Source organism: Stenotrophomonas sp. T8 (assembly GCF_051853085.1).
GTDB classification, from domain to species: domain Bacteria; phylum Pseudomonadota; class Gammaproteobacteria; order Xanthomonadales; family Xanthomonadaceae; genus Stenotrophomonas; species Stenotrophomonas sepilia.
The window spans coordinates 4143167-4164287 of sequence record NZ_CP195329.1; the positions used below are offsets into that span (position 1 = coordinate 4143167).

Genomic DNA, 21121 nt, shown 5'->3' on the forward strand with positions numbered 1-21121 from the left:
CATCACCTTGGATCGCGCGAGGGACGACGGCCGAACCACCAGCCGGCCAGCAGTTGCAACGGCAGTGACGCCAGCAGTGAAATGACGAACCAGAACGGGAAATCCGCACCCGCCGTCCACATGGCGTAGCCACAGCCCAGCGCGACCAGCGACCAGATCGAGAAGCCGTGCGATCGCGGCCAGCAGGGCGCGTAATAGGTGGCAAAGGAAACCCCGGCGATGCCACCGAGCACGCTGAAGGTGAGATCCCAGCCCAGCTGCACGCTGTTGTTGTCCGGCGACAGGCCCAGCAACGGTGGCAGCCAGCTGGCGACGCTGCTGACCAGCGCAAGCGACAGCACGCCGCCGATCAGGGCGACGATGGACAGGAACAGGGTCTTGAGCAGGGCGGGCATGCGCGCATTGTACGGCGGCCACAGAGTGCCCGCGTTGCCGGCCAGCGGCCGGCACTACCGATGAATCGGCATGGCCGCCGCGTCCGTGGGAGAGGGGGACGGAGCGACGGCGGCCATGCACAGGCGGTCAGGCAGCGAAGTCGAGCACCACGCGGCCTTCGATGGTGCCCGCATGCATGCGCGCGAACACGTCGTTGATGTTTTCCAGGCGGTCGGTGCTGACCGTGGCCGCGACCTTGCCGTCGGCGGCGAACTGCAGCGATTCCTGCAGGTCCAGGCGGGTACCGACGATCGAGCCGCGCACGGTGATGCCGTTGAGCACCATGCCGAAGATGTCCAGCGGGAAGTTGCCGGGCGGCAGGCCATTGAGCGAGACAGTGCCGCCACGGCGCACCATGCCCAGCGCCTGCTCGAACGCCTTCGGCGATACCGCGGTGACCAGTGCACCGTGGGCGCCGCCGATTTCCTTCCTGAGGAACGCGGCCGGGTCGGTGGTGCGCGCGTTGACGGTGACCTGCGCGCCCAGCTGGCGGGCCAGTGCCAGCTTGGTGTCGTCCACGTCCACCGCGGCCACGTTCAGGCCCATCGCGCGGGCGTACTGCACGGCCATGTGGCCCAGGCCACCGATGCCGGAAATCGCCACCCAGTCACCGGGCTTGGTGTCGGTGACCTTCAGTCCCTTGTAGACGGTCACGCCGGCGCACAGCACTGGCGCGATCTCGACGAAGCCCACGTCCTTCGGAAGCAGGCCGACATAGTTGGCATCGGCCAGTGCGTAGTCGGCGAAGCCGCCGTTGACCGAGTAGCCGGTGTTGCGCTGCGTCTCGCACAGCGTTTCCCAGCCACCCAGGCAGTGTTCGCAATGACCACACGCCGAGTACAACCAGGGGATGCCGACCCTGTCGCCTTCCTTGACGTGCCCTACCCCGCCTCCCACGGCCACGACGTGCCCCACGCCCTCGTGGCCGGGGATGAACGGCGGGTTCGGTTTCACCGGCCAGTCGCCCTCGGCGGCGTGCAGGTCGGTGTGGCAGACGCCACAAGCCTCGATCTTGACCAGTACCTCGCCCGCCCCCGGGCGCGGTACCGAGACTTCCTCGATCACCAGTGGCTTGCCGAACTCACGCACGACAGCGGCCTTCATGGTGGAATTCATGTTCGGATCTCCGTAGTGCGCTTGCCCACAGAATGACGCCGGCGCGAGACCGGCGCTTTGATCACGATCAAACCTTTGAAGATCCGCGAAGCAGGTTCAGCTGGCCAGCACCGAGGCCTCGCGGGCCAGGCGCTCGATGGCGTCCCAGTCGCGGGTCTGCAGCAGCGCCGGGGTGGTCAGCCACGAACCGCCCACGCACAGCACGTTGGGCAGGTGCAGGAACTGCGGCGCGGTCTGCGCGCTGATGCCGCCGGTCGGGCAGAAGCGCACATCGGCGAACGGGCCGTGCCAGGCGGCCAGCAGCGCGGCGCCGCCGGCCTGCACGGCCGGGAAGAACTTGAAGGTGTCCGCGCCGTGCTCCAGGCCCTGGATCAGGTCCGAAGCGGTGGCAGCACCGGGCAGGTACGGCAGGTCGGCATCACGCGCGGCCGCATACAGTGCCGGCGTGGCACCGGGGGAAACGGCAAAACGCGCACCGGCCTGCTTCGCCGCCTGCATCTGCGCGGCGTTGAGTACGGTGCCGGCAGCGATCACCGCGTCCGGCACGGCCCCGACCATGGCCTTGATCGCATCCAGCGCCTGCGGCGTGCGCAGGGTCACCTCGATCACCGGCAGCCCGCCACGGAACAGCGCCTGGGCCACTTCGACCGCTTCATTCACATCTTCGGGGGTGTACACCGGGATCACCGGTGCCAGCTTCAACAGCGCGCGCAGGCGCGGATCAGCGCTGGACATCGTCTTGCTCCTTGCCCGCCAGGGCATCGCGGATGCTGCCGGTGCCGGCAGCGCAGCGGCGCATGATGCCATGCGGACCGCGACGGTGCCCTGCTCCGCACCGCGCCGGATTCAGGCCGGGTCGGCCTGCAGCGCCTGGATGCGGCGCTGGTACCAGTCGCCACCGAGCGGATCGAACACCGCCGAGCGCTCCATCTGCGCCTCGTACACGTGTACCGAGATCGCCAGTGCCTCATCGCTGGCATTGCGCAGGGTGTGGTACTCATGCGGGGGGATCAGGCTGCCGGCACTGCCGCAGCCCCCGCGCAGCGCGGCGTGGCGGCGGAAGCGCCAGCGCTCGCCGGCGCACTCCAGCAGCTCGTAGCGGGTGATCTCCAGCTCGCCCAACCACACGCCCTCCACACACCACATGGCATCGTGGTCGTGCAGCGGCGTGCCCTGCCCTGGGCCCCAGCTCATGGCAATCACGCTGTAGCCGTGTTCGCGGCTGTGGTACAGCGGACGTCGCGCGTAGTGATCGCTGACCGGCCGATGCACGCATTCGGGCAACTCGATGCGGCTGTCGGTTATGGCTTCCTGCAGCGCCAGCTGCAGGTCGGTCGTGATGCGCTCGGGATCACCGGAGCTCATCGCCGCGTCGACTGCGGCGATCAACCGGTCGCGGCCGCGGAATGGCGGAAACGGAGAAGTCTGCAGGTCCATGCCTCGAATGTAGCGGAGCATGGTTAAGGGAATGTTGGCGTTCGCGCGCGGCGCGTCCGCATTCAAGGTGAATACGCGCGGAAGAACGATTCAGATGCAGACGCAGTAGAGCGATCACAATGGAACCTTGCGCAGCAGAACCTGTCGAACACGACACGATTCAGATCCGCTGCGACATTCCGCAACTTCGCGCCCGACGGGCGCAAGGCTAGAATTCTCCGACTTACCTGGTTCTATACATGTCAGTGCGAACTATTAGCGATGCCGCGGTGCCGGCATCGAAGGGCAAGGCTGCCACGATCAACGACATCGCACGACTGTCGGGAGTTTCCAAGAAAACGGTTTCAAGAATCATCAACAACTCGCCGCTGGTGCGCAAGGACACCCGCGACAAGGTCGAGGCGTTGATGCGCGAGGTCGGTTACGTGCCCGATCCTCTCGCGCGCGGGCTGGCATTCCGCCGCTCCTTCCTGATCGGCCTGGTGTATGACGACCCGGGTGCCCAATGCATTGTCGACCTGCAGCACGGCGCGCTGGACGCGCTGCGCAGCACTGGCTATGAGCTGGTGGTGCACCCCTGCGACAGCCAGGATCCGGAATGCCCGCAGGGCGTGCGCCGTTTCGTGCAGCAGCAGAAGCTGCACGGCGTGATCCTGGGGCCGCGTGCGTCCGAATCGGCTGCGCTGGCGCAGATGCTCGATGACATCGACTGTCGCTACGTGCGCATCAACGCGCATGCCTCGGAGGATGAGAACCATGCCGTGGTCACCCATGACCGCGATGGTGCTGCCGCTGCGGCGGGCTACCTGCTTTCGCTTGGCCACCGCGACATTGCGGTGATCGCCGGACCGGGTGACCGGCGTGCCGCGCGCGAACGGACGCATGGTTTCCTTGATCGGCTGGCGCAGGTCGGCCTGACTCTGCCCGGCGAGCGCGTACTGGAAGCGGGCGACACCTTCGAGTCCGGCGTGCATGCCGCCGAACGGCTGCTGATGGGCGAGCAACGCCCCAGTGCGATTTTCGCCGGCAACGACGAAATCGCCGCAGGCGTGTACCAGGTGGCATTGCGTGCAGGCATCGCGGTGCCGCAGCAGTTGTCGATCGTCAGCTACGACGACAGCCCGCTGGCATCGCGGCTGTGGCCGCCGCTGACGTCGGTGCGGCGCCACGTTTCCGACATCGGCCGCACCGCCGCCGCCATGCTGGTCCAGGCCGACGTGCCCGACGCACCGACCGCGGCCAGCGTGCATCCGCAGTTGATGGTGCGCGGTTCCTGCCGGGCCGTGGATGGCTGAGTGTCCTGCCCTCGCCTGCGCCGCTGCAGTGGCGCAGGCAGGCAACAACGAAAGCGGCGCACCCAGGTGCGCCGTTTTCAGTGCAAAGCCGTGCGCGTTGTGTGCTTACACGTCGCCGCCGTCGGCCCAGCCTTCGCCGGTGCCCTTCTGGAACACGCGGTCGTCGCCCTGCACTTCACCGGCCGGCAGATGCGCCTGGTTGGCCAGTGCCGCGTAGATCGGGGTGAAGTCCGGCGAGGTCGCCTGCATGAGCTGTTCGAAGCTGTCGATGACGAAGTAGGTCTTCTGGAAGGTGTCGATGCGGTACTTCGTGCGCATGATCCGCTGCAGGTCGAAGCCGATGCGGTTGGGCGCGGCCGATTCCAGCGAGTACAGCGACTCGCCCTTCGACGACACAATGCCGGCACCGTAGATGCGCAGGCCCTCGGGCGTGTCGATCAGGCCGAACTCCACGGTGTACCAGTACAGGCGGGTCAGGTTCTGCAGCGCATCCGGACCGATCGCATGCGCTTTGACGCCGCCGCGGCCGTACGCCTCCATGTAGTCGGCGAACACCGGGTTCATCAGCAGCGGCACGTGGCCGAACAGATCGTGGAACAGGTCCGGTTCGGCGATGTAGTCGATCTGGTCCGGGCGGCGGATCCACCAGGTCACCGGAAAACGGCGGTTGGCCAGATGGTCGAAGAAATCCAGTTCCGGCAACAGGCCTTCAACCCCGACCAGGGTCCAGCCGGTGGCCGCGCCGAGCACTTCGTTGAGTTGGTCGAAGCGCGGAATCATGTGTGCGCTCATGCCCATTTCGTCCTGCGCATCCAGGAACTCCTGGCAGGCACGGCCGACCAGCAGCTCGCGCTGGCGCTGGTACAGCGTGCTCCAGGTTGCGTGGTCGTCGGCGCTGTAGGTGTCCCATGGCTGCTCGACGAGCGCGGTGGTATACACCGGCACGTAGCCCTTGTCGGTCTGCTGGTGTTCGACGCGGCGGGGCTGGGCGAGGTCCATGCGGCACTCCTGGATGGGATACCCACGATGCTAGGGCAGGGGACGCGCAACAGGGTTGCAAAAGTTGCGCCGATTGGCCTTGTTGGCGCAATATCCTTGCGTACTCACCATGTTGCGGGGCAACAATGGCCGGAGAAGTCCAGTTCGATCGCACGGATATACGCCTGCTGGCCGAAATCCAGCGGGATGGGCGCGCCACCAACGCCGAACTGGCGGCGCGGGTGAATCTCTCGCCTTCGGCCTGCCTGCGGCGGTTGCAGCGGCTGGAAAGCGAGGGCGTAATCGTCGGCTATGGCGCGCGGCTGGAGCCACGGCAGCTGCGGCTGGGCCTGCAGGCCTTCGTGCGCGTGCAGCTGGAAAAGCACGACCAGGCCGCCATCGGCCACTTCGTGGACAGCGTGCAGGCGTGGGACGAGGTGGTGGCCTGCCACGCGCTGACCGGCGACATGGACTACCTGCTGCACGTGTACGTGCGCGACCTGGAGCACTTCTCGCGCTTCCTGCTGGACCGGCTGCTCAATGCCGGTGGCGTGGCCGATGCCAATTCCAGCTTCGTGCTGCGCACGGTGAAGGGCTTCCAGGCGTTGCCGCTGTCGCAGCTGGAGTCCTGAGCGACCACCGGGCGGGCCCGGTGGCCTGGCTTCAATGGATCAGCACTTGTCCTTGCGGCCCATCAGCTTGCCCAGGCGCGAGGCTTCCTCGCACTTCGGCGCGGCCACCGGTGCCGGTGCGGCTGCTGCGGCGCGCGCGCGCTGCAGCTGCTGGATCTTCGCGCGGATCTGCGGCATCGCTGCCATCGCGGCCTTTTCGCCTTCCAGGATCGCGGTGCCACGCTGGCTGAAATCGGCGGCACCGATGTCCAGCACCTTCGGGCGGATGACGATGTCGGCGCGCGCCAGTTCCTGCTCGCCCAGGCGCTGGCCCATGATCGAGATGGACTGGTTGACGATGCCCAGCATGTCGGTCGGCGCCTTGCCGCTGGCCTTGCTGGAGATGTCGACGGCGATCACGAAGTCGGCGCCGAGCTGGCGGGCAGCGTCCACCGGTACCGGGCTGACCACGCCACCGTCGATGTAGCTGCGGCCGCCGATCTTCACCGGCTCGAACACACCGGGAATGCTGCTCGACGCGCGCACGGCCTGGCCGACATTGCCGCGCACGAAGATTGCGCGCTCGCCGGTTTCCAGCTGGGTGGCGACGGCGGCGAACGGCTTTTTCAGGCGCTCGGCAGGACGGTTGGCAACCTGTTCGTTGACGTAGTCCTGCAGCTTCTGGCCCTGCACCAGGCCACCGGAGAACAGGCGAACGTCGCGGATGCTGGCTTCATCAAGCGCCACGGCCCTGCTCTGCATCTGGAAGGCATCCATGCCGCTGGCATACAGGGCGCCGACCACGCTGCCGGCGCTGGTGCCGGCGACCACGGCCGGCTCGAAGCCGTTGGCCTCCAGCATCTTGATCACGCCGATATGGGCAAAGCCTTTGGCCGCGCCGCCGCCCAGGGCGATGCCGATCTTCACCGGCTTGGCCTGTGGGACCACGGTCGGCGCCGGCGGCGGCGTGGGGCGGACCGGGTCGCCACCGCAGCCGGCCAGCAGGCCGATCAGGGCGACAGACAGCAGCATGCGGGGGCGGAACAGGCTCATCGGCAGTGCGCGCACGGCGCCGGATTCAGGAAAGGGCGCCAGCATACCGAAGCTGCGGCGGGGCGGGCAGGGTGGGAAATATCGCCCATTCATAAAGGTAGTGCCGGCCGTTGGCCGGCAACCATAGGGGAAACCTGGCAACGGTCCATGGGGCTGCCGGCCCGCGGCCGGCACTACCGGGATGCGCGCCAAGGTCCATGAGGCTGCCGGCCAGCGGCCGGCACGACCGGAGGCGGTCAGAAGCGGTTATCGCCATCCAGCATCCGGCCCAGGCCGCCCAGCACCGAGCCTTCGCCGCGGTTCTGGCCGCCGCCCTGCGGTGCGGCCATCCACATGCGGCCGGCCAGGCGTGAGAACGGCAGCGACTGCAGCCAGACCTTGCCGGGGCCGGTCAACGTGGCCAGGAACACCCCTTCGCCGCCGAACAGCATGCTCTTGATGCCGGCCACCCGACGCACGTCCATGTCCACCGTCGGGTGGTAGGCCACCACGCAGCCGGTATCCACGTCCAGGCGTTCGCCGGCGGCCAGCTCGCGCTCCACCACGCAGCCGCCGGCGTGGATGAACACCCAGCCGTCGCCCTCCAGTTTCTGCATGATGAAACCCTCGCCCCCGAACAGGCCGGTCATGATCTTGCGCTGGAACTGCACGCCGATCTGCACGCCGCGCGCGCCGGCCAGGAAACTGTCCTTCTGGCAGATCAGGCGGCCGCCGTGCTGGTCCAGTTTCATCGCCAGCACCGTGCCGGGGTAGGGCGCAGCGAAGGCGACCTTGCCCTTGCCATGGCCGCTCTGGGTGTAGACGGTGGCGAACAGGCTTTCGCCGGTCAGTACGCGCTTGCCGGCAGCCATCACCTTGCCCATGAAGCCGCCGCCCTGGTCGCCATTGGCGGCGCCGAACACGGTATCCATCTGCACCGTGGCGTCCTTGAACATCAACGCGCCGGCCTCGGCAATGGCGCTCTCACCGGGATCAAGCTCGATTTCCACGAACTGCATCTCATGGCCGACGATGCGGAATTCGATGTCGTCGGCGCGGCCGCTGGCGGTGGCGGGGACCGGGGGTGGGGTGTGGGGCATGCCCGGGGCTGCGGATTGCAGTTCGGGCACTTCGGCAATCGAGGTCCATCCGCTCATGCCCTGGCACCAGGCCAGCGCGCGCGGGTTGGCCTGCGCGTAGCGGCGCGCGGCCGGGTCATCGAGCGGTCCGATTCGGTCGGCCTGGGCCGAGGCATGGAAGTACCACTGGGTCATTGCGGCGGCTCCGCGGCGCTGGAAAACCCCGAGTCTAGCGAGCGCCCCGGGGGGCAGGGCGACGGGGCCATGAACGGCCGGCATTTGCGGGGCAGGTGCTGTATTGCAACAATTATCTGGTAGCGCCGTTTTACCACCCCTCCAAACACAGCCTACCGCCATGTCCCCGACCCGCACTTCCCGTGGCCGCCTTCCGGTCGCGCGCCCTCTCGTTGCCGCTCTTTCCGCCCTGCTGCCGTTGGTAGCAGCCGCCCAGGAAACCCCTGCCGCCAAGGATCCGGTTGCCCTCGACACCCTGCAGGTCACCGCGCAGCGCCGTGTCGAGAACGCCAAGGACGTACCGGTTGCAGTCAGCGCGATTCAGGGCGAGAAGCTGGATGTGCTCGGTTCGGCCGGCGATGACATCCGCTTCCTGGCCGCACGCGTGCCCAGCCTCAACATTGAGTCGTCCTACGGCCGTGCCTTCCCGCGCTTCTACATCCGCGGCCTGGGCAACACCGATTTCGATCTCAATGCGTCGCAGCCGGTGTCGCTGGTATACGACGACGTCGTGCAGGAAAGCCCGCTGCTGAAGGGCTTCCCGCTGTTCGACCTGGCCAACGTGGAAGTGCTGCGTGGCCCGCAGGGCACCCTGTTCGGCCGCAACACGCCGGCCGGTGTGGTCAAGTTCGACTCGGCGCGCCCGTCGCAGGATGCCGATGGCTACCTCCGCGTCGGCTATGGCAGCTACAACAGCTGGAACGTGCAGGGCGCCTACGGCGGCCCGCTGACCGACCGCTGGTCGGCACGCGTCTCGGCGATCTACCAGCGCCGCGACGACTGGGTCGACAACACCCGTGTCGGTGCTCCCAACAGTGGCTTCGAAGGCTACGACGAAGCCGCCGGCCGCGTGCAGTTCCTGTACGAAGGCGATGACTTCGAAGCGCTGTTCAACCTGCACAAGCGCAAGCTCAACGGCACCGCCCGCCTGTTCCGCGCCAACATCATCCAGAAGGGTGGCAATTCGCTGGTCGAGAACTTCGACCGCGACAAGGTGGCCAACGACGGCGTCAACTTCTCCGACCTGGAGACCTGGGGTGGCAGCGCGCGCCTGCAGTGGAACCTCGGCTCGGTGACCCTGCACTCGATCACCGGCTACGAGACCGCCGAATCGCTCAACCGCGGTGACATCGACGGTGGCTACGGTGCGGCCTTCCTCGGTGCCGGCAACTACGGCCCGGGCCTGATTCCGTTCTCCTCGGAGTCGGCTGATGGCCTGCCGCATCACCGCCAGTGGACGCAGGAATTCCGCGTCGAGTCCAACGAGTGGGGCCGCTTCGACTGGCAGGCCGGCGTCTTCTACTTCGATGAAGACGTGACCATCAACAACTTCAACTACGACTCGCTGGCCCCGGGCAATCCGCAGACCGGCCACGTGGTGCAGAACCAGCGCAACAAGGCCTGGGCGGTGTTCGCCTCGGGTGACTTCGATGTCACCGACCGCTTCAAGCTGCGTGCCGGCGTGCGCTACACCCAGGACAAGAAGGACTTCAGCGCCAGCGTGCTGCAGGCCGTTCCGTTCGGCACCCCGGTCAGTGGCCCGTACCTGGCCAACACCGACGTCAACGACGTCAGCTGGGACCTGAGCGGCGTCTACAAGCTGACCGACGACATCAACGCCTACGCCCGCGTGGCCAAGGGCTTCCGCGCGCCGTCGATCCAGGGCCGCCTGGCCTTTGCGCCGGGTCTGTCGCAGGCCGATTCGGAGAAGGTCATCTCGTACGAGGCCGGCGTCAAGGCCGATCTGTTCGAGCGCCGCGCGCGCCTGGGCCTGAGCGTGTTCCGCTACGACGTCGATGGCCAGCAGCTGATCGCCGTGGGCGGTGCCAACAACACCGCCACCCTGCTCAACGCCGACAAGACCATCGGTCAGGGCGTCGAGCTGGACCTGGAGGCCTACCTGGCCGACAACGTCCTGCTGACCTTTGGCAGCAGCTACAACGACACCGAGATCAAGGACAAGAACCTGGCGGTGGCGATCTGTGGCGGCGGCTGCACCATCACCGACCCGACCACGGTGATCAACGGCCAGACCTACGCGCTGGTGAACGGCAACCCGCTGCCGCAGGCGCCGAAGTGGATCCACAACGCGACCCTGCGCGTGGGCTTCCCGCTCAGCGATGGCAGCGAGCTGTACGCCTACACCGACTGGGCCTACCGCAGTGCGGTGAACTTCTTCATCTACGAGTCGCCGGAATTCCGCGGCCGTAGTTCGCTGGAAGGCGGCCTGCGCCTGGGCTACAACTGGGGTTATGGCCAGTACGACGTGGCGGTGTTCGGCCGCAACCTGACCAACCAGACCCGCGTGGTCGGTGCGATCGACTTCAACAACCTGACCGGCTTCCTCAACGAGCCGCGCACCTGGGGCGTGGAGTTCACCGCGAAGTTCTGATGCGGTGGCTGCGGTAGTGCAATGAAGAAGGGCCGGCGCAATGCCGGCCCTTCTGTTTCCTGCTTTCTGTAGGGTCGAGCCATGCTCGACTGCCATGAGCCGAGCATGGCTCGGCTCTACAGAGGCATGGCTTACAGCGCGCTCTGCGGGCGCACCTTCAGCACCGCATTCTCGGTGGCGCAGTCGCGGCTGGAGTGCCGACCGGCCTTCCGCGCCGCCTCGATCTCCTTGCGTGCGGCCAGCAGGTCCTTGTTGAACGCCGCGTTGTCGTGCAGGCGGGCCACGGCGGCGGCGCCCATGAAGCGGCCTTCGAGGATGTCGCTCTGCCAGTGCACGTTGCACACCAGGCGGCTCTCGCCGTAGTTGCGGCCGCGGGCCTGGATGGCATCGGCGCGGTCCGGCGCGATCTCCGACAGGATCAGTGCCCAGGCCCAGCCGATTGAGGTGTGGCCTGATGGATAGGAACCATTCTTGCGCAGGCCATCCTCGTCCTTCGGCGAGCAGGTCGGCTCACCGTTGACCATGAACGGGCGCGGGCGCTGGTAGTGGTTCTTGGCCGCCTTGGTGGCGGCGCTGGCGTCGATCCGGCTGCGCTCCAGCAGTCGATACAGCGCCGGAGTCTTCACCGCATCGACGTCGATGTCGGCGGCGCAGGAGAAGTGGTTTGCACCCTCGGGGAAGCCGAGTTCCGCATCGACGCCGGCCTGGGCGAAGCGCGGGCTGCCTCGCAGCGCGCGGGCTTCACGGCTGACCTGTTCGTCCAGGGCGAGGGCGGCCGAACCGGCCACCGGCGGTGCCGGCACCAGATCGAGGCTGGCCGGAACAGCGCTCTTGTCCAGATAGCCCACGGCCTTGGTGGTGATGTTGGCTTCGACGGCGGTCGGCTTGGTGGCCGTGGCAGCACAGCCGGCCAGGGCCACGGCAACGGCGAGGCCGAGCAGCGGGCGGGCAGGGTGGGAAATCATCGACATGGACGGGCTCCGGAGGAAAAACATCGCGTCATGATCGCAGCCCGTGCGCGGCACCGCAGTGGCCATCGGTCATACGGCCAGACCCGGCATGGTCATCACAGGAGATGAAGAACGTCATCGAAGGGTGCCAGTCTGCTGAATCCGGGCGCAGCGCACGGACTTTCACGCGGCCGCACCGTGAGCATCGGCACATCGGCAGGCACCAGGGGCCGTCCAGTTCCAGCCGGGTCGGGGGGATCCGAAGACAGAGGGAGAGAAGCGATGCGCAGCACCGCAACAGGAAGTACCGTCCTGGCCCTGCTTCTGGGGCTGGCAGCAGCACCGACGCAGGCCGCCGACGTGGTCGGCGTGGCCTTCGTGCATGGCACCGGCGCGCAGACCAACGCCACCCAGGACTACTGGCAGCCGGCGATCATCGACACCGTGCGCCAGGGCCTGCCGAACAGCAGCAACTATGTGGTCATCAACTGTGACTTCACCCAGTACATGTGGAAACCGGAGGCCGCCGGCTGCCTGGCCAACCAGCTGACCGGCTTCATCGACAGCCGTGGCATCACCCAGCTGGTGGTGATCACCCATTCCAACGGCGGCAACGTGATGCGCTGGATCCTGTCCAACCCGACCTACGACAGCCGCTATCCGAAGATCATCCGCACGGTGCGCAAGGTCACCGCACTGGCGCCGTCCTCGGCGGGCACGCCGCTGGCCGATGCGGTGCTCAACGGCAATACCTTCGAAACGTCACTGGGCTGGCTGCTGGGCTACAAGAACGACGCGGTACGCCAGCAGCAGGTGGCCAGCATGGCCACCTACAACGCGCAGAACCTGTACGGCACGGCCGGTCGCCCGGCGCTGCCCAAGCCGTTCCGCGCGGTGGTCGGCAGTGACGTGGAATCGGCTGTGTGGGACAGCAACAGCTACTGCGGTGGCTATGCCGCCAACGTTGGCCTGGAATTCACCCAGAACTGGTTGTCGTCCTGCTCCGATGGCTTTCTGGAGTGCAGCAGCCAGAAGGCGGCCGGCACCACCTGGTTCACCGACAAAGCGCGCACCCAGGGCGCAGAACCGCTCAGCCACAACCAGAGCCGGCGCGAGTGCTTCGGCCTCGGCACCCTGCTGCGCAACGACCTGACCCAGTGAGAGAGATGACCATGACGACCCATTCCACCCTGCTGGCCAGTGCGGTGCTGGCAGTACTGTCCCTTTCCGCCGCGCAGGCCGCGCAGCCTCTGCAGGCGGCCCGCGCGGGCGATCAGGTGCCTGCCGCATTGGTGGCCGCGCCGCTGCCTGCCGATGAAAGCGAACACGCGCCGTTGTCGTTTGCCTGGGCGCTGGACCCGGCACAGCCGCTGCAGGCGGCCACGCCATATGCCTCGGTCAGCCGCAGTTACTGGCAGCAGGTCGATGGCACGCAGCTGCAGCGCGGCCTGGACCTGCCGCTGACGGCGCCGGATGCGGTGATCCAGCTGAGTCCGGCCGCAGGAGCCCGCGCGCTGCCGGCCAACACCCTGCAGGTGCGCGACCCGGCTGGCCGCAGCAGCGTGGCCCGCAGTGTCGATGCGCGCGCGCTGCAGGATGCCGGCATGCCGGTGAGTGATGGCAGCAGCATGCTGCGCACCGGCGCGACCAGTGCCGCCGGTGCGTACACCCTGCAGAGCACGCAGGCGCAGGGCCGCTATGTGGTGCAGGTGCTGGAGCCGAACAGCCCGCTGCGGTTGGAAGTGCAGGCCAACCAGGCGCAGGTGCTGGCCGGTGGCAACGTGCAGCTGCAGGCACGCCTGCTGGAAGACGGCGCCACCACCGCGCAGCTGGCATCGCGTCGTGGCGGCCTGGGGGGTGAAGCCCTGCTGGTCGCACCGGATGGCCGCAGTTGGCCGCAGCGTCTGCTGCGCACCACCGATGGCAGCCTGCGCGCGCAGGTGCGGATCCCGACCGACGTCGGCACCGTGCAGGGACTGTGGGAGCTGCAGGTGTTCGCCCAGGCCGATGGCGTGCTGCGCGATGGCAAGGTGGCCTTCGCGGTGGCACGGCCGACCGCGCGTTTCAGTGGCCATGCAGCACCGGACCCGTCCAGCCGCCAGGTGGCGCTGCCGCTGCAGGTGGCTGCGGCAGGCCGCTACGAGGCACGCGGCACGCTGTATGCCACGGCCCGCGATGGCCGGATGAAGCCGGTCGCGCAGGCACATGCAGCCGGGTGGTTCGATGGCCCAGGCGCCGGCCAGCTGGTGCTGCCGTTCGGCGAGGCCGCGTTGCCGGCCGGTTTTGGCGCACCGTACGAGCTGCGCGACCTGCAGCTGCAGGACCAGAGCCGGATGGCACCGATCGAGTCGCGCGCGCTGGCGTTGCGGTTCTGAGGTTGCGTGCAGCGGGCCGGGGTCCGGCCCGCTGCTCCTGCGTAGAGGCGAGCCCATGCTCGGCGGCCGTTTGCCGTGATCAGGAGCAGCCGAGCGTGGGCTCGGCTCTACAACGGCATGCCGATCACCCCGCGTATGCGGTCAGCCGGCCTTCCTGCTCGCAGACGGTGATCGCGCCGCCGAACACCGCCGACAGCGGTTCGTTGCGCAGCAGCTCGGCGCGGGTGCCGTCGGCCAGCACGCGGCCATCGCGCAGCAGTACCACGCGCTCGATCTCGGGAATGATCTCTTCGATGTGGTGGGTCACCAGCACCAGGGTGATGCCCTGCTGCGCCAGCACCCGCATGGTCGCCACCAGCTGCTCGCGGGCGACCAGGTCCAGCCCGGTGGAGGGTTCATCCAGCAGCAGTGCCTGCGGCCGGTTGACCAGCGCGCGGGCGATCAGCACGCGGCGGGTCTCGCCAGCGGACAACTCGGCGTAGGCGCGGTCGCGCAGGGACAGGGCGCCGGTCATCGCCAGTGTCTCGCCCACGCGTGCGCGCATATCGGCGGTCACTTCGCGGAAGGCCGGCACCACGTAGCTGGCGAAGAAGCCGGACAGCACTGCCTGTTCCACGGTCAGGCCCGGCATGTCGGCCAGATTGCTGCTGAGATCGCCGGTGACGATGCCGAGCTGCGATCGCAGCCGGTCCACCTGCCAGCGGTTCTGCCCCAGCACCCTTACCGCCACGGAACCGTCAACCTGCGCCAGCGGGTACAGCTCGCGGGTGATCAGCTTGATGAAGGTCGACTTGCCGCAGCCGTTGGGGCCGAGCAGGGCGGTGTGCTGGCCCTGTGCGATGCGCAGGCTGAGCCCGTGCAGCACCTTCACCTGGCCGCGCACCACGGTGGCGCGGTCCAGTTCGATCAAGGGGGGCAGCTCCGCAACGGGCGGGGCGGCAGTCATGGTGCTGGCGCGTGGATCAAGGCTCGACAACTCAGGTCCCCAACTGTGAACGGTGCCACGGATGGCGATGCGATACATCGCCGCAGGGATGCAGTTTGCAACGCAAGCGCCCATCATGTCTGCCATCCCCGCGTCGATCCGGAGAGCTGCCATGTCTGATGCCCTGATGTCCCTGTTGACCGGTGGTGTGCTCGGCCTGGGAGGGTGGGCCATGCTGGCGGTGTTGCTGTTCTTCACCCAGATCACCATCTTCTCGGTAACCCTGTACCTGCACCGCAGCCAGGCCCATCGCGGGGTCGATTTCCATCCGGCGCTGGCGCACGTGTTCCGCTTCTGGCTGTGGCTGACCACGTCGATGATCACCCGCGAGTGGGTAGCCATCCATCGCAAGCACCACGCCAAGGTGGAGACCGAGGACGATCCGCACAGCCCGGTCACCCGCGGCATCGGCAAGGTGTTCTGGCATGGCGTGGAGCTGTACCGCGAAGCGCGCGGCATGCGCGCGGACATCGAGCAGTACGGGCGCGGCACGCCGGACGACGCGATCGAGCGCCACCTGTATACCCCGCACGCCACGCTGGGGCCGGTAGTGCTGCTGGCGATCAACAGTGTGCTGTTCGGCCTGCCCGGCGTGGCGCTGTGGGCGATCCAGATGGCGTGGATCCCGTTCTGGGCGGCGGGCGTAGTCAATGGCCTGGGCCACTGGTGGGGGTACCGCAACTACGAGTCGGCCGATACCTCCACCAATCTCACGCCGTGGGGGTTCTGGATCGGTGGCGAGGAGCTGCACAACAACCACCATGCCTTCCCCAGTTCGGCGCGCTTCGCGATGCGGCGCTGGGAGTTCGATATCGGCTGGAGTGCGATCCGCCTGCTGCAGGCGCTGCGCCTGGCCAGGGTGCTGCGGGTGGCGCCGGCCATGGACGTGCGCCCGAACATCGCCGTGCCCGATGCCGAAACGCTGAAGGCGCTGCTGTCGCACCGTTTCCAGGCGATGACCGATTACCAGCGCAACGTGTTCATGCCAGCCCTGCGCGAGGAGGCCGCGCAGGCCGGGGCCAAGCTGCGCCGCCTGCTGCCACGCCGGTTGCGCCGTGGCCTGGTCAACGATGGCCGCTGGCTGAAGCCGGACAGCCGCGCCCAGCTCAGCGCATGGGTGGCGCAGCGGCCGCGCATCCGCACCCTGGTCGAGTACCGCGGGCGATTGGCTGCGCTGCTGGAAGCCCGTGGCCACGACGCCGCCGAGCGCCTGCATCAGCTGCAGGCGTGGTGCCGCGAGGCCGAGGAAAGCGGTATCGCGGCGTTGCAGGCCTACGCCGCACGCTTGAAGGGCTACAGTCTGGTGGGCGCGTGAGGGCAGGGTATGGGCTTCTGCTGGCGGCGCTGCTGCCGGGTGCGGCGCTGGCCCAGGTCACCGACACCGCCAGCTATCTGCAGCGGATGGACAGCGATGGCGACGGCAAGGTCAACGAGGCCGAGTACGTGCAGTGGATGCTGTATGCCTTCGATCGCATGGACCGCAACGGTGATGGCGTACTGAGCGCCGACGAGCTGCCCGGCGGCAAGGGCAGGGCAATCCGCCGCGAGCAGCAGCGGCAGGTGATCGTGCAGCGCTTCCACAAGCAGGATGCCAACGGTGATGGCTTCCTGGATGCCCGCGAGCTGTCCGCGCCGCCGCGTTGAGCGGGCGTAGAATCGCACCATGCCCGAACTACCCGAAGTCGAAACCACCCGCCGCGGCCTGGCGCCGCACCTGCAGGGCCGGCGCGTGCATGGCGTGATCCTGCGCCGCGCCGACCTGCGCTGGCCGATTCCACCGGAAGTGGCCGAGCTGCTGCCGGGGCAGCGCATCGAGGACATCCGCCGGCGCGCCAAGTACCTGCTGCTGGATACCGCCATCGGCAGCGCCGTCCTGCACCTGGGCATGTCCGGCAGCCTGCGCGTGCTGCCCGGTGATACCCCGCTGCGGGCGCATGACCACGTCGACATCAGCCTGGACAACGGCCGCCTGCTGCGCTTCAACGACCCGCGCCGCTTCGGCAGCCTGCTCTGGCAGCCGGCTGGGGAGATCCACCCGCTGCTGCAGGGGCTGGGCCCGGAGCCACTGGACGACGCGTTCGACGGCGACTACCTGTTCGACCGCAGCCGGGGCCGCAGCGCGCCGGTGAAGACCTTCCTGATGGACCAGGCGGTGGTGGTGGGCGTGGGCAACATCTACGCCGCCGAGAGCCTGTTCAAGGCCGGCATCAGCCCGTTGCGCGAGGCAGGAAAGATCTCGCGAGAACGCTACCAGCGGCTGGCCGACGCGGTAAAGGAGATCCTGGGCTACGCCATCACCCGCGGCGGCACCACCCTGCGCGATTTCATCAGCCCCGATGGTGCGCCGGGCTACTTCGAGCAGGAGCTGCTGGTGTACGGCCGCGACGGGCTGCCGTGCCCGAACTGCGGGCGCGCGCTGAAGCACGCCACCATCGGCCAGCGCGCCAGCGTCTGGTGCAGCCACTGCCAGCGCTGAGCCGGCGACCAGCGGCAGCTGAACGGGCAGGGCGCGTCTCCGCTGCCCGTTAACGTTTGTCTGCCTATCATGGCCGACCTTCCCTCTGTGCCTGACGCGCCTGCATGCAACGACGCGACTTCATCCGCAATGCCTCCCTCGCCCTGGCTGCATTCGGCCTGCCGTCCCTGCCCGCGTGCGCGGCCAGCAGGAGCGGCCAGATGGGCCTGCGCCGCCTCGGCCAACCGCAGCCGTTCGACTTCGCCACCCTGAAGGGCCAGGCGCGCGCGCTGGCACAGGCACCCTACAAGAGCCACAAGCGGGTGTTGCCGGGCCGCCTGGAAGGCCTCGACTGGGACCAGTACCAGTCGATTGGCTACCGCCAGGACCATGCGCTGTGGGCCGACCAGCCCGGCAAGTTCCAGGCCAAGTTCTTCCACTTGGGCCTGTACTTCCATTCGCCGGTGCGCATGTTCGACGTGGTCGACGGCAAGGCGCAGGAACTGGCGTATGACGGCGCGGCGTTCAACTACGGCAAGAGCGGCATCAAGGATGGCGAGCTGCCGGCCGATCTGGGCTTCGCCGGGTTCCGCCTGAACACCCGCAAGGACACCGACCGCGACTTCGCCGCCTTCCTTGGCGCCAGCTACTTCCGCGCGGTCGGCAAGGAGGGCCAGTACGGGCAGTCCGCGCGTGGCCTGGCGATCGACACCGGCATGGGCAAGCCGGAGGAATTCCCGGATTTCATCGCCTACTACCTGGAACAGCCGTCGGCTGATTCGGACACGATCGTGGTCTACGGCCTGCTGGATTCGCCCAGCGTGGCCGGAGCCTATCGCTTCGCGATCACCAACGGTGACGTGCTGCTGATGGACATCGACAGCGCGCTGTACCCGCGCAAGACGATCGAGCGGTTGGGCATCGCCCCGTGCACCAGCATGTACCAGGTGGGCGAGAACGACCGCCGGATGGGCTGGGACTGGCGCCCGGAGATCCACGATACCGATGGCCTGTCGCTGTGGACCGGTGCCGGCGAGTGGATCTGGCGGCCGCTGCTGAACCCGCGCAACCTGCGTTTCAACATGTTCGTGGACCGCAACCCGCGCGGCTTCGGCCTGCTGCAGCGCGACCGCAATTTCGACCATTACCAGGACGACGGCGTGTTCTACGAGAAGCGCCCGTGCCTGTGGGTGGAGCCGAAGGGCGAATGGGGCGAAGGCTCGGTGCAGCTGGTGGAGATTCCCACCGTGGACGAGACCTTCGACAACATCGTGGCGTTCTGGAACCCGAAGGAAAAGCCACAGCCGGGCCAGGAGCTGCTGGTCGGTTACCGCTTGTACTGGGGCGCCGAACCGCCGGCGCGCCCGCCGCTGGCGCACTGCGTGGCCAGCCGCACCGGCCTGGGCGGTGTGGTCGGCAAGAAGCGCGAGTACTTCAGCTGGCGCTTCGCGGTGGACTTCGAAGGTGGCGAACTGGCCAGGCTGATCGACAAGGCCGAGGTCGAAGCGGTGGTGGAAGCCAGCCGTGGCCGGGTCGAGATCGTTTCGGCGCGCCCGCTGCGCGAGATCAACGGCTATCGCGCGATGTTCGACCTGGTGCCGCCGGAAGGCAGTACCGAGCAGATCGACATCCGCCTGTTCCTGCGCAGTGGTGGCAAGACCCTCACCGAGACCTGGCTGTACCAGTACACCCCGCCGCCGGCCGGTGCGCCGGAGCGCACGCTGTACTGAGTGGTTTGGGATTGCAGGGCTTGCAGCCCTGCACCCGCTTCAAGCCAAGGCAACGTCAAATGCGTGCATTCCGTGGGATGGCGGGGTGGGTCCGGTTGCGGGGGACGCTGCAAGTACGTCCCTGTAAGCTCGGTCGCCGCATCCATGCGGCTCACGCCCCCGCAACCGGACCCACCCCGCCTTCGACAGACCTCCGCGATCTGTCGGAACAGCTCATGGGGTCAGATCCGTTTTCCGAAGGAAAACGGATCTGACCCCGGAATTTCATTCGATATCTGACAGATTTCATCCACTCATGGCGTGGATCTACTGGCCGCCGGCCAATTGTCGAAGGCGGGGCACTGTGGGTTTGCGGGGTGTGAGCCGCATGGATGCGGCGACCAAGGCTACATGGACGTACTTGCGCCGTCCCCGCACACCCACAGTGCCCCGCCTTCCCACGGAATGCCAGCTTTCGCTGTTGACGTTGCTGTTGCCTCTGCAGGTGCAGGGCGCAGCCCTGCCGAACACCCTTTACAACGGCAGCGGGGCCTGCGCCGGGTCGATCCGCCCTTCGCCGCGGGTGATCTTCTTGAACTCCGCGCGGCTGACCGATACGTAGCGGTCGTTGCCACCGATCTCCACCTGCGGGCCGTCCTGCACGGCGTGGCCATGCTCGTCCACGCGCACGGTCATCGTCGCCTTCTTGCCGCTGTGGCAGATGGTCTTGATTTCCTGCATCTCGTCGGCCCAGGCCAGCAGGTACTGGCTGCCTTCGAACAGCTCGCCGCGGAAGTCGGTACGCAGGCCGTAGCACAGCACCGGAATGCGCAGCTGGTCGACGACCTCGCTGAGCTGCCAGACCTGGGCGCGGGTCAGGAACTGCGCCTCGTCCACCAGCACGCAGCCCATCGGGCCGTTGGCTGCCAGATCCTGCTCCACCCAGCGCTGCAGGTCGGTATCGCGGTCGAAGGCCATGCCGTCAGCGCGCAGGCCGATCCGCGAGGCGACCACGCCGGCGCCGGCACGGTCGTCCAGGCGTGGGGTCAGGATCGCCACGCGCATGCCACGCTCGCGGTAGTTGTGCGCGCTCTGCAGCAGGGTGGTGGTCTTGCCGGCGTTCATCGCCGAGTAGTAGAAGTAGAGCTTGGCCATCGGCCAATTCTAGTCGCCACCCGGCCCGCCGTCGCGGATCGGCCGTGGCCGGGCGATCACGTGCCGGCTGTCGCGTACCCAGGTGCCAGCAGCGCCGAGGCAACGATGGCCTGGCCGGCGTGGCTCATCGCCCCGATCTGGCCAGCTCCTCGTCCTGCCATTGCCGGTAGGCCACCGGGTCCCAGTAGCGCGCCAACTGGTGCTTTTCCGGTTGCAGCACACGGGCTCCCGCATCGCCACGGCCCTGGCTGCGCATGGCGCCGTTCCAGCCGGCGCGGCTGCCGGTCTGCCGCATGCTGCCGGCCCGCAGTTCACGTTCCAGCCGCGGCGTCGCGGCCGGATCGCCGAACTCGGCATACAGCGCGCGGCCCTCGCGCACCGCGCGCTCGCGCTCGTCGGCGGACAGCGCCTCCCAGAAGCGTTCGCGCTGTACCACCAGCCATTCGGTGCCGCGCTCGGCCGCCAGGTCCATCCATGCATAGCCCAGGGCGCGGTCGACCGGACCGCCCTGCCCGTTCCAGAGCATGTCGGCCAGCGCTGCCTGTGAGAGCTTGTCGCCGTAGCGCGCGGCATTGCGGAAGTCGTTGCGGGCCTCTTCGTGGCGGCCCCGCTCGCGGGCCTGCATGCCGAGCCCACGGAAGCGCAGGTCCGGATGGTAGACGAGGAACTCGTGCGACTGCAGCACGATGGTTTCATAGGCGTCGGCAGGCGGTGCCGGGCTGGACCCGGCCGCAGGCACGGCCAGCAGGCCCAGCAGGGTAGCCGCCAGCGGGCGGGCGATGATGTTCAACGACATGGACCACGCTCCTGTGTTCCGGAGTCGACTCAATACCTTAGGGCCAGGCGTCATGCAAGTCAGGTCGGCCCGCCGGCACCCCGCTAC

The 21121-nt window shown here is 67.9% G+C and carries 20 protein-coding genes; 9 read left to right on the forward strand and 11 right to left on the reverse strand.

The genetic code is table 11. From position 1 onward, the window contains the following. Positions 1-2 precede the first annotated feature (2 nt). From ACSDHM_RS19130 to ACSDHM_RS19145, 4 genes are all read right to left on the reverse strand, one after another. Entirely contained in the window at positions 3-395 is a 393-nt protein-coding gene (locus ACSDHM_RS19130) for a hypothetical protein (RefSeq protein WP_072168781.1), read from the reverse strand. Positions 396-522: 127 nt separating this feature from the next. Next, a complete protein-coding gene (gene adhP, locus ACSDHM_RS19135) occupies positions 523-1551 on the reverse strand; it encodes an alcohol dehydrogenase AdhP (protein ID WP_438914993.1) in 1029 nt (342 codons plus the stop codon). Between the two features lie 96 nt (positions 1552-1647). After that, a complete protein-coding gene (gene eda, locus ACSDHM_RS19140) occupies positions 1648-2286 on the reverse strand; it encodes a bifunctional 4-hydroxy-2-oxoglutarate aldolase/2-dehydro-3-deoxy-phosphogluconate aldolase (RefSeq protein WP_439426500.1) in 639 nt (212 codons plus the stop codon). Between the two features lie 111 nt (positions 2287-2397). Then, the gene (locus tag ACSDHM_RS19145; protein WP_061480460.1) at positions 2398-2988 is read right to left on the reverse strand and encodes a cysteine dioxygenase family protein; all 591 of its coding nucleotides are present in this window, start codon (positions 2986-2988) and stop codon (positions 2398-2400) included. Between the two features lie 239 nt (positions 2989-3227). Between ACSDHM_RS19145 and ACSDHM_RS19150 the strand changes: the two genes are divergently transcribed. Then, on the forward strand, positions 3228-4283 hold the full coding sequence (locus ACSDHM_RS19150; RefSeq protein WP_439426501.1) for a LacI family DNA-binding transcriptional regulator: 1056 nt from the start codon (positions 3228-3230) through the stop codon (positions 4281-4283). Between the two features lie 105 nt (positions 4284-4388). Here ACSDHM_RS19150 and phhA read toward each other — a convergent pair whose 3' ends face one another. Next, positions 4389-5282, reverse strand: coding sequence for a phenylalanine 4-monooxygenase (phhA, locus tag ACSDHM_RS19155; RefSeq protein WP_053496712.1), 894 nt, complete (start codon positions 5280-5282; stop codon positions 4389-4391). Positions 5283-5407: 125 nt separating this feature from the next. Here phhA and ACSDHM_RS19160 point away from each other — a divergent pair, with 125 nt between their 5' ends. Next, positions 5408-5893, forward strand: coding sequence for an Lrp/AsnC family transcriptional regulator (locus tag ACSDHM_RS19160; protein WP_005411782.1), 486 nt, complete (start codon positions 5408-5410; stop codon positions 5891-5893). A gap of 39 nt (positions 5894-5932) precedes the next feature. Here ACSDHM_RS19160 and ACSDHM_RS19165 read toward each other — a convergent pair whose 3' ends face one another. After that, on the reverse strand, positions 5933-6925 hold the full coding sequence (locus tag ACSDHM_RS19165; protein WP_088497219.1) for a patatin-like phospholipase family protein: 993 nt from the start codon (positions 6923-6925) through the stop codon (positions 5933-5935). A 236-nt stretch (positions 6926-7161) separates the two neighbouring features. Further along, complete coding sequence (locus ACSDHM_RS19170) at positions 7162-8178, reverse strand: TIGR00266 family protein (RefSeq protein WP_072167426.1); 1017 nt, start codon at positions 8176-8178, stop codon at positions 7162-7164. Between the two features lie 160 nt (positions 8179-8338). On the opposite strand from ACSDHM_RS19170, the gene ACSDHM_RS19175 reads away from it, so the two are divergent. Next, a complete protein-coding gene (locus ACSDHM_RS19175) occupies positions 8339-10609 on the forward strand; it encodes a TonB-dependent receptor (RefSeq protein ID WP_072167425.1) in 2271 nt (756 codons plus the stop codon). A 131-nt stretch (positions 10610-10740) separates the two neighbouring features. On the opposite strand, the gene ACSDHM_RS19180 is transcribed toward ACSDHM_RS19175, so the two are convergent. Continuing rightward, a complete protein-coding gene (locus ACSDHM_RS19180; protein ID WP_072167424.1) occupies positions 10741-11580 on the reverse strand; it encodes an acid phosphatase in 840 nt (279 codons plus the stop codon). 261 nt (positions 11581-11841) lie between these two features. On the opposite strand from ACSDHM_RS19180, the gene ACSDHM_RS19185 reads away from it, so the two are divergent. Both ACSDHM_RS19185 and ACSDHM_RS19190 read left to right on the forward strand, forming a co-directional pair. Continuing rightward, entirely contained in the window at positions 11842-12720 is an 879-nt protein-coding gene (locus ACSDHM_RS19185; RefSeq protein WP_072167423.1) for a hypothetical protein, read from the forward strand. Between the two features lie 11 nt (positions 12721-12731). After that, a complete protein-coding gene (locus tag ACSDHM_RS19190; protein WP_088496600.1) occupies positions 12732-13934 on the forward strand; it encodes a DUF4785 domain-containing protein in 1203 nt (400 codons plus the stop codon). A gap of 124 nt (positions 13935-14058) precedes the next feature. Here the strand turns inward: ACSDHM_RS19190 and ACSDHM_RS19195 are convergent, their stop codons facing one another. Beyond that, positions 14059-14880 carry an ABC transporter ATP-binding protein gene (locus tag ACSDHM_RS19195; protein WP_053496707.1) on the reverse strand — a complete coding sequence of 274 codons (822 nt, stop codon included), beginning with the start codon at positions 14878-14880 and terminating at the stop codon, positions 14059-14061. Positions 14881-15031: 151 nt separating this feature from the next. Here ACSDHM_RS19195 and ACSDHM_RS19200 point away from each other — a divergent pair, with 151 nt between their 5' ends. From ACSDHM_RS19200 to ACSDHM_RS19215, 4 genes are all read left to right on the forward strand, one after another. Continuing rightward, on the forward strand, positions 15032-16234 hold the full coding sequence (locus tag ACSDHM_RS19200; protein WP_088496599.1) for a DesA family fatty acid desaturase: 1203 nt from the start codon (positions 15032-15034) through the stop codon (positions 16232-16234). Next, entirely contained in the window at positions 16231-16563 is a 333-nt protein-coding gene (locus ACSDHM_RS19205; RefSeq protein WP_088496598.1) for a hypothetical protein, read from the forward strand. The genes ACSDHM_RS19200 and ACSDHM_RS19205 overlap by 4 nt, the downstream gene beginning before the upstream one ends. A gap of 19 nt (positions 16564-16582) precedes the next feature. Continuing rightward, positions 16583-17395, forward strand: a complete 813-nt coding sequence (gene mutM / locus ACSDHM_RS19210; protein ID WP_061480453.1) for a bifunctional DNA-formamidopyrimidine glycosylase/DNA-(apurinic or apyrimidinic site) lyase — start codon at positions 16583-16585, stop codon at positions 17393-17395. Between the two features lie 104 nt (positions 17396-17499). Then, positions 17500-19104, forward strand: coding sequence for a glucan biosynthesis protein (locus tag ACSDHM_RS19215; protein WP_072167419.1), 1605 nt, complete (start codon positions 17500-17502; stop codon positions 19102-19104). A 513-nt stretch (positions 19105-19617) separates the two neighbouring features. Here the strand turns inward: ACSDHM_RS19215 and ACSDHM_RS19220 are convergent. Further along, on the reverse strand, positions 19618-20238 hold the full coding sequence (locus ACSDHM_RS19220) for a thymidine kinase (RefSeq protein ID WP_008264720.1): 621 nt from the start codon (positions 20236-20238) through the stop codon (positions 19618-19620). A gap of 124 nt (positions 20239-20362) precedes the next feature. After that, positions 20363-21034 (reverse strand): SEL1-like repeat protein, encoded by a 672-nt coding sequence (locus ACSDHM_RS19225; protein ID WP_088496794.1) that lies wholly within the window; start codon positions 21032-21034, stop codon positions 20363-20365. Positions 21035-21121 lie beyond the last annotated feature (87 nt).

Coding starts and splice junctions, on each gene's coding strand:
- ACSDHM_RS19150 (WP_439426501.1), top strand. CDS start 3,228: ATGTCAGTGCGAACTATTAGCGATGCCGCGGTGCCGGCATCGAAGGGC.
- ACSDHM_RS19180 (WP_072167424.1), bottom strand. CDS start 11,580: ATGTCGATGATTTCCCACCCTGCCCGCCCGCTGCTCGGCCTCGCCGTT.
- ACSDHM_RS19190 (WP_088496600.1), top strand. CDS start 12,732: ATGACGACCCATTCCACCCTGCTGGCCAGTGCGGTGCTGGCAGTACTG.
- ACSDHM_RS19165 (WP_088497219.1), bottom strand. CDS start 6,925: ATGAGCCTGTTCCGCCCCCGCATGCTGCTGTCTGTCGCCCTGATCGGC.
- ACSDHM_RS19225 (WP_088496794.1), bottom strand. CDS start 21,034: ATGTCGTTGAACATCATCGCCCGCCCGCTGGCGGCTACCCTGCTGGGC.
- ACSDHM_RS19145 (WP_061480460.1), bottom strand. CDS start 2,988: ATGGACCTGCAGACTTCTCCGTTTCCGCCATTCCGCGGCCGCGACCGG.
- ACSDHM_RS19220 (WP_008264720.1), bottom strand. CDS start 20,238: ATGGCCAAGCTCTACTTCTACTACTCGGCGATGAACGCCGGCAAGACC.
- ACSDHM_RS19170 (WP_072167426.1), bottom strand. CDS start 8,178: ATGACCCAGTGGTACTTCCATGCCTCGGCCCAGGCCGACCGAATCGGA.
- ACSDHM_RS19175 (WP_072167425.1), top strand. CDS start 8,339: ATGTCCCCGACCCGCACTTCCCGTGGCCGCCTTCCGGTCGCGCGCCCT.
- ACSDHM_RS19130 (WP_072168781.1), bottom strand. CDS start 395: ATGCCCGCCCTGCTCAAGACCCTGTTCCTGTCCATCGTCGCCCTGATC.
- eda (WP_439426500.1), bottom strand. CDS start 2,286: ATGTCCAGCGCTGATCCGCGCCTGCGCGCGCTGTTGAAGCTGGCACCG.
- ACSDHM_RS19160 (WP_005411782.1), top strand. CDS start 5,408: ATGGCCGGAGAAGTCCAGTTCGATCGCACGGATATACGCCTGCTGGCC.
- ACSDHM_RS19195 (WP_053496707.1), bottom strand. CDS start 14,880: ATGACTGCCGCCCCGCCCGTTGCGGAGCTGCCCCCCTTGATCGAACTG.
- adhP (WP_438914993.1), bottom strand. CDS start 1,551: ATGAATTCCACCATGAAGGCCGCTGTCGTGCGTGAGTTCGGCAAGCCA.
- phhA (WP_053496712.1), bottom strand. CDS start 5,282: ATGGACCTCGCCCAGCCCCGCCGCGTCGAACACCAGCAGACCGACAAG.
- mutM (WP_061480453.1), top strand. CDS start 16,583: ATGCCCGAACTACCCGAAGTCGAAACCACCCGCCGCGGCCTGGCGCCG.
- ACSDHM_RS19215 (WP_072167419.1), top strand. CDS start 17,500: ATGCAACGACGCGACTTCATCCGCAATGCCTCCCTCGCCCTGGCTGCA.
- ACSDHM_RS19185 (WP_072167423.1), top strand. CDS start 11,842: ATGCGCAGCACCGCAACAGGAAGTACCGTCCTGGCCCTGCTTCTGGGG.
- ACSDHM_RS19200 (WP_088496599.1), top strand. CDS start 15,032: ATGTCTGATGCCCTGATGTCCCTGTTGACCGGTGGTGTGCTCGGCCTG.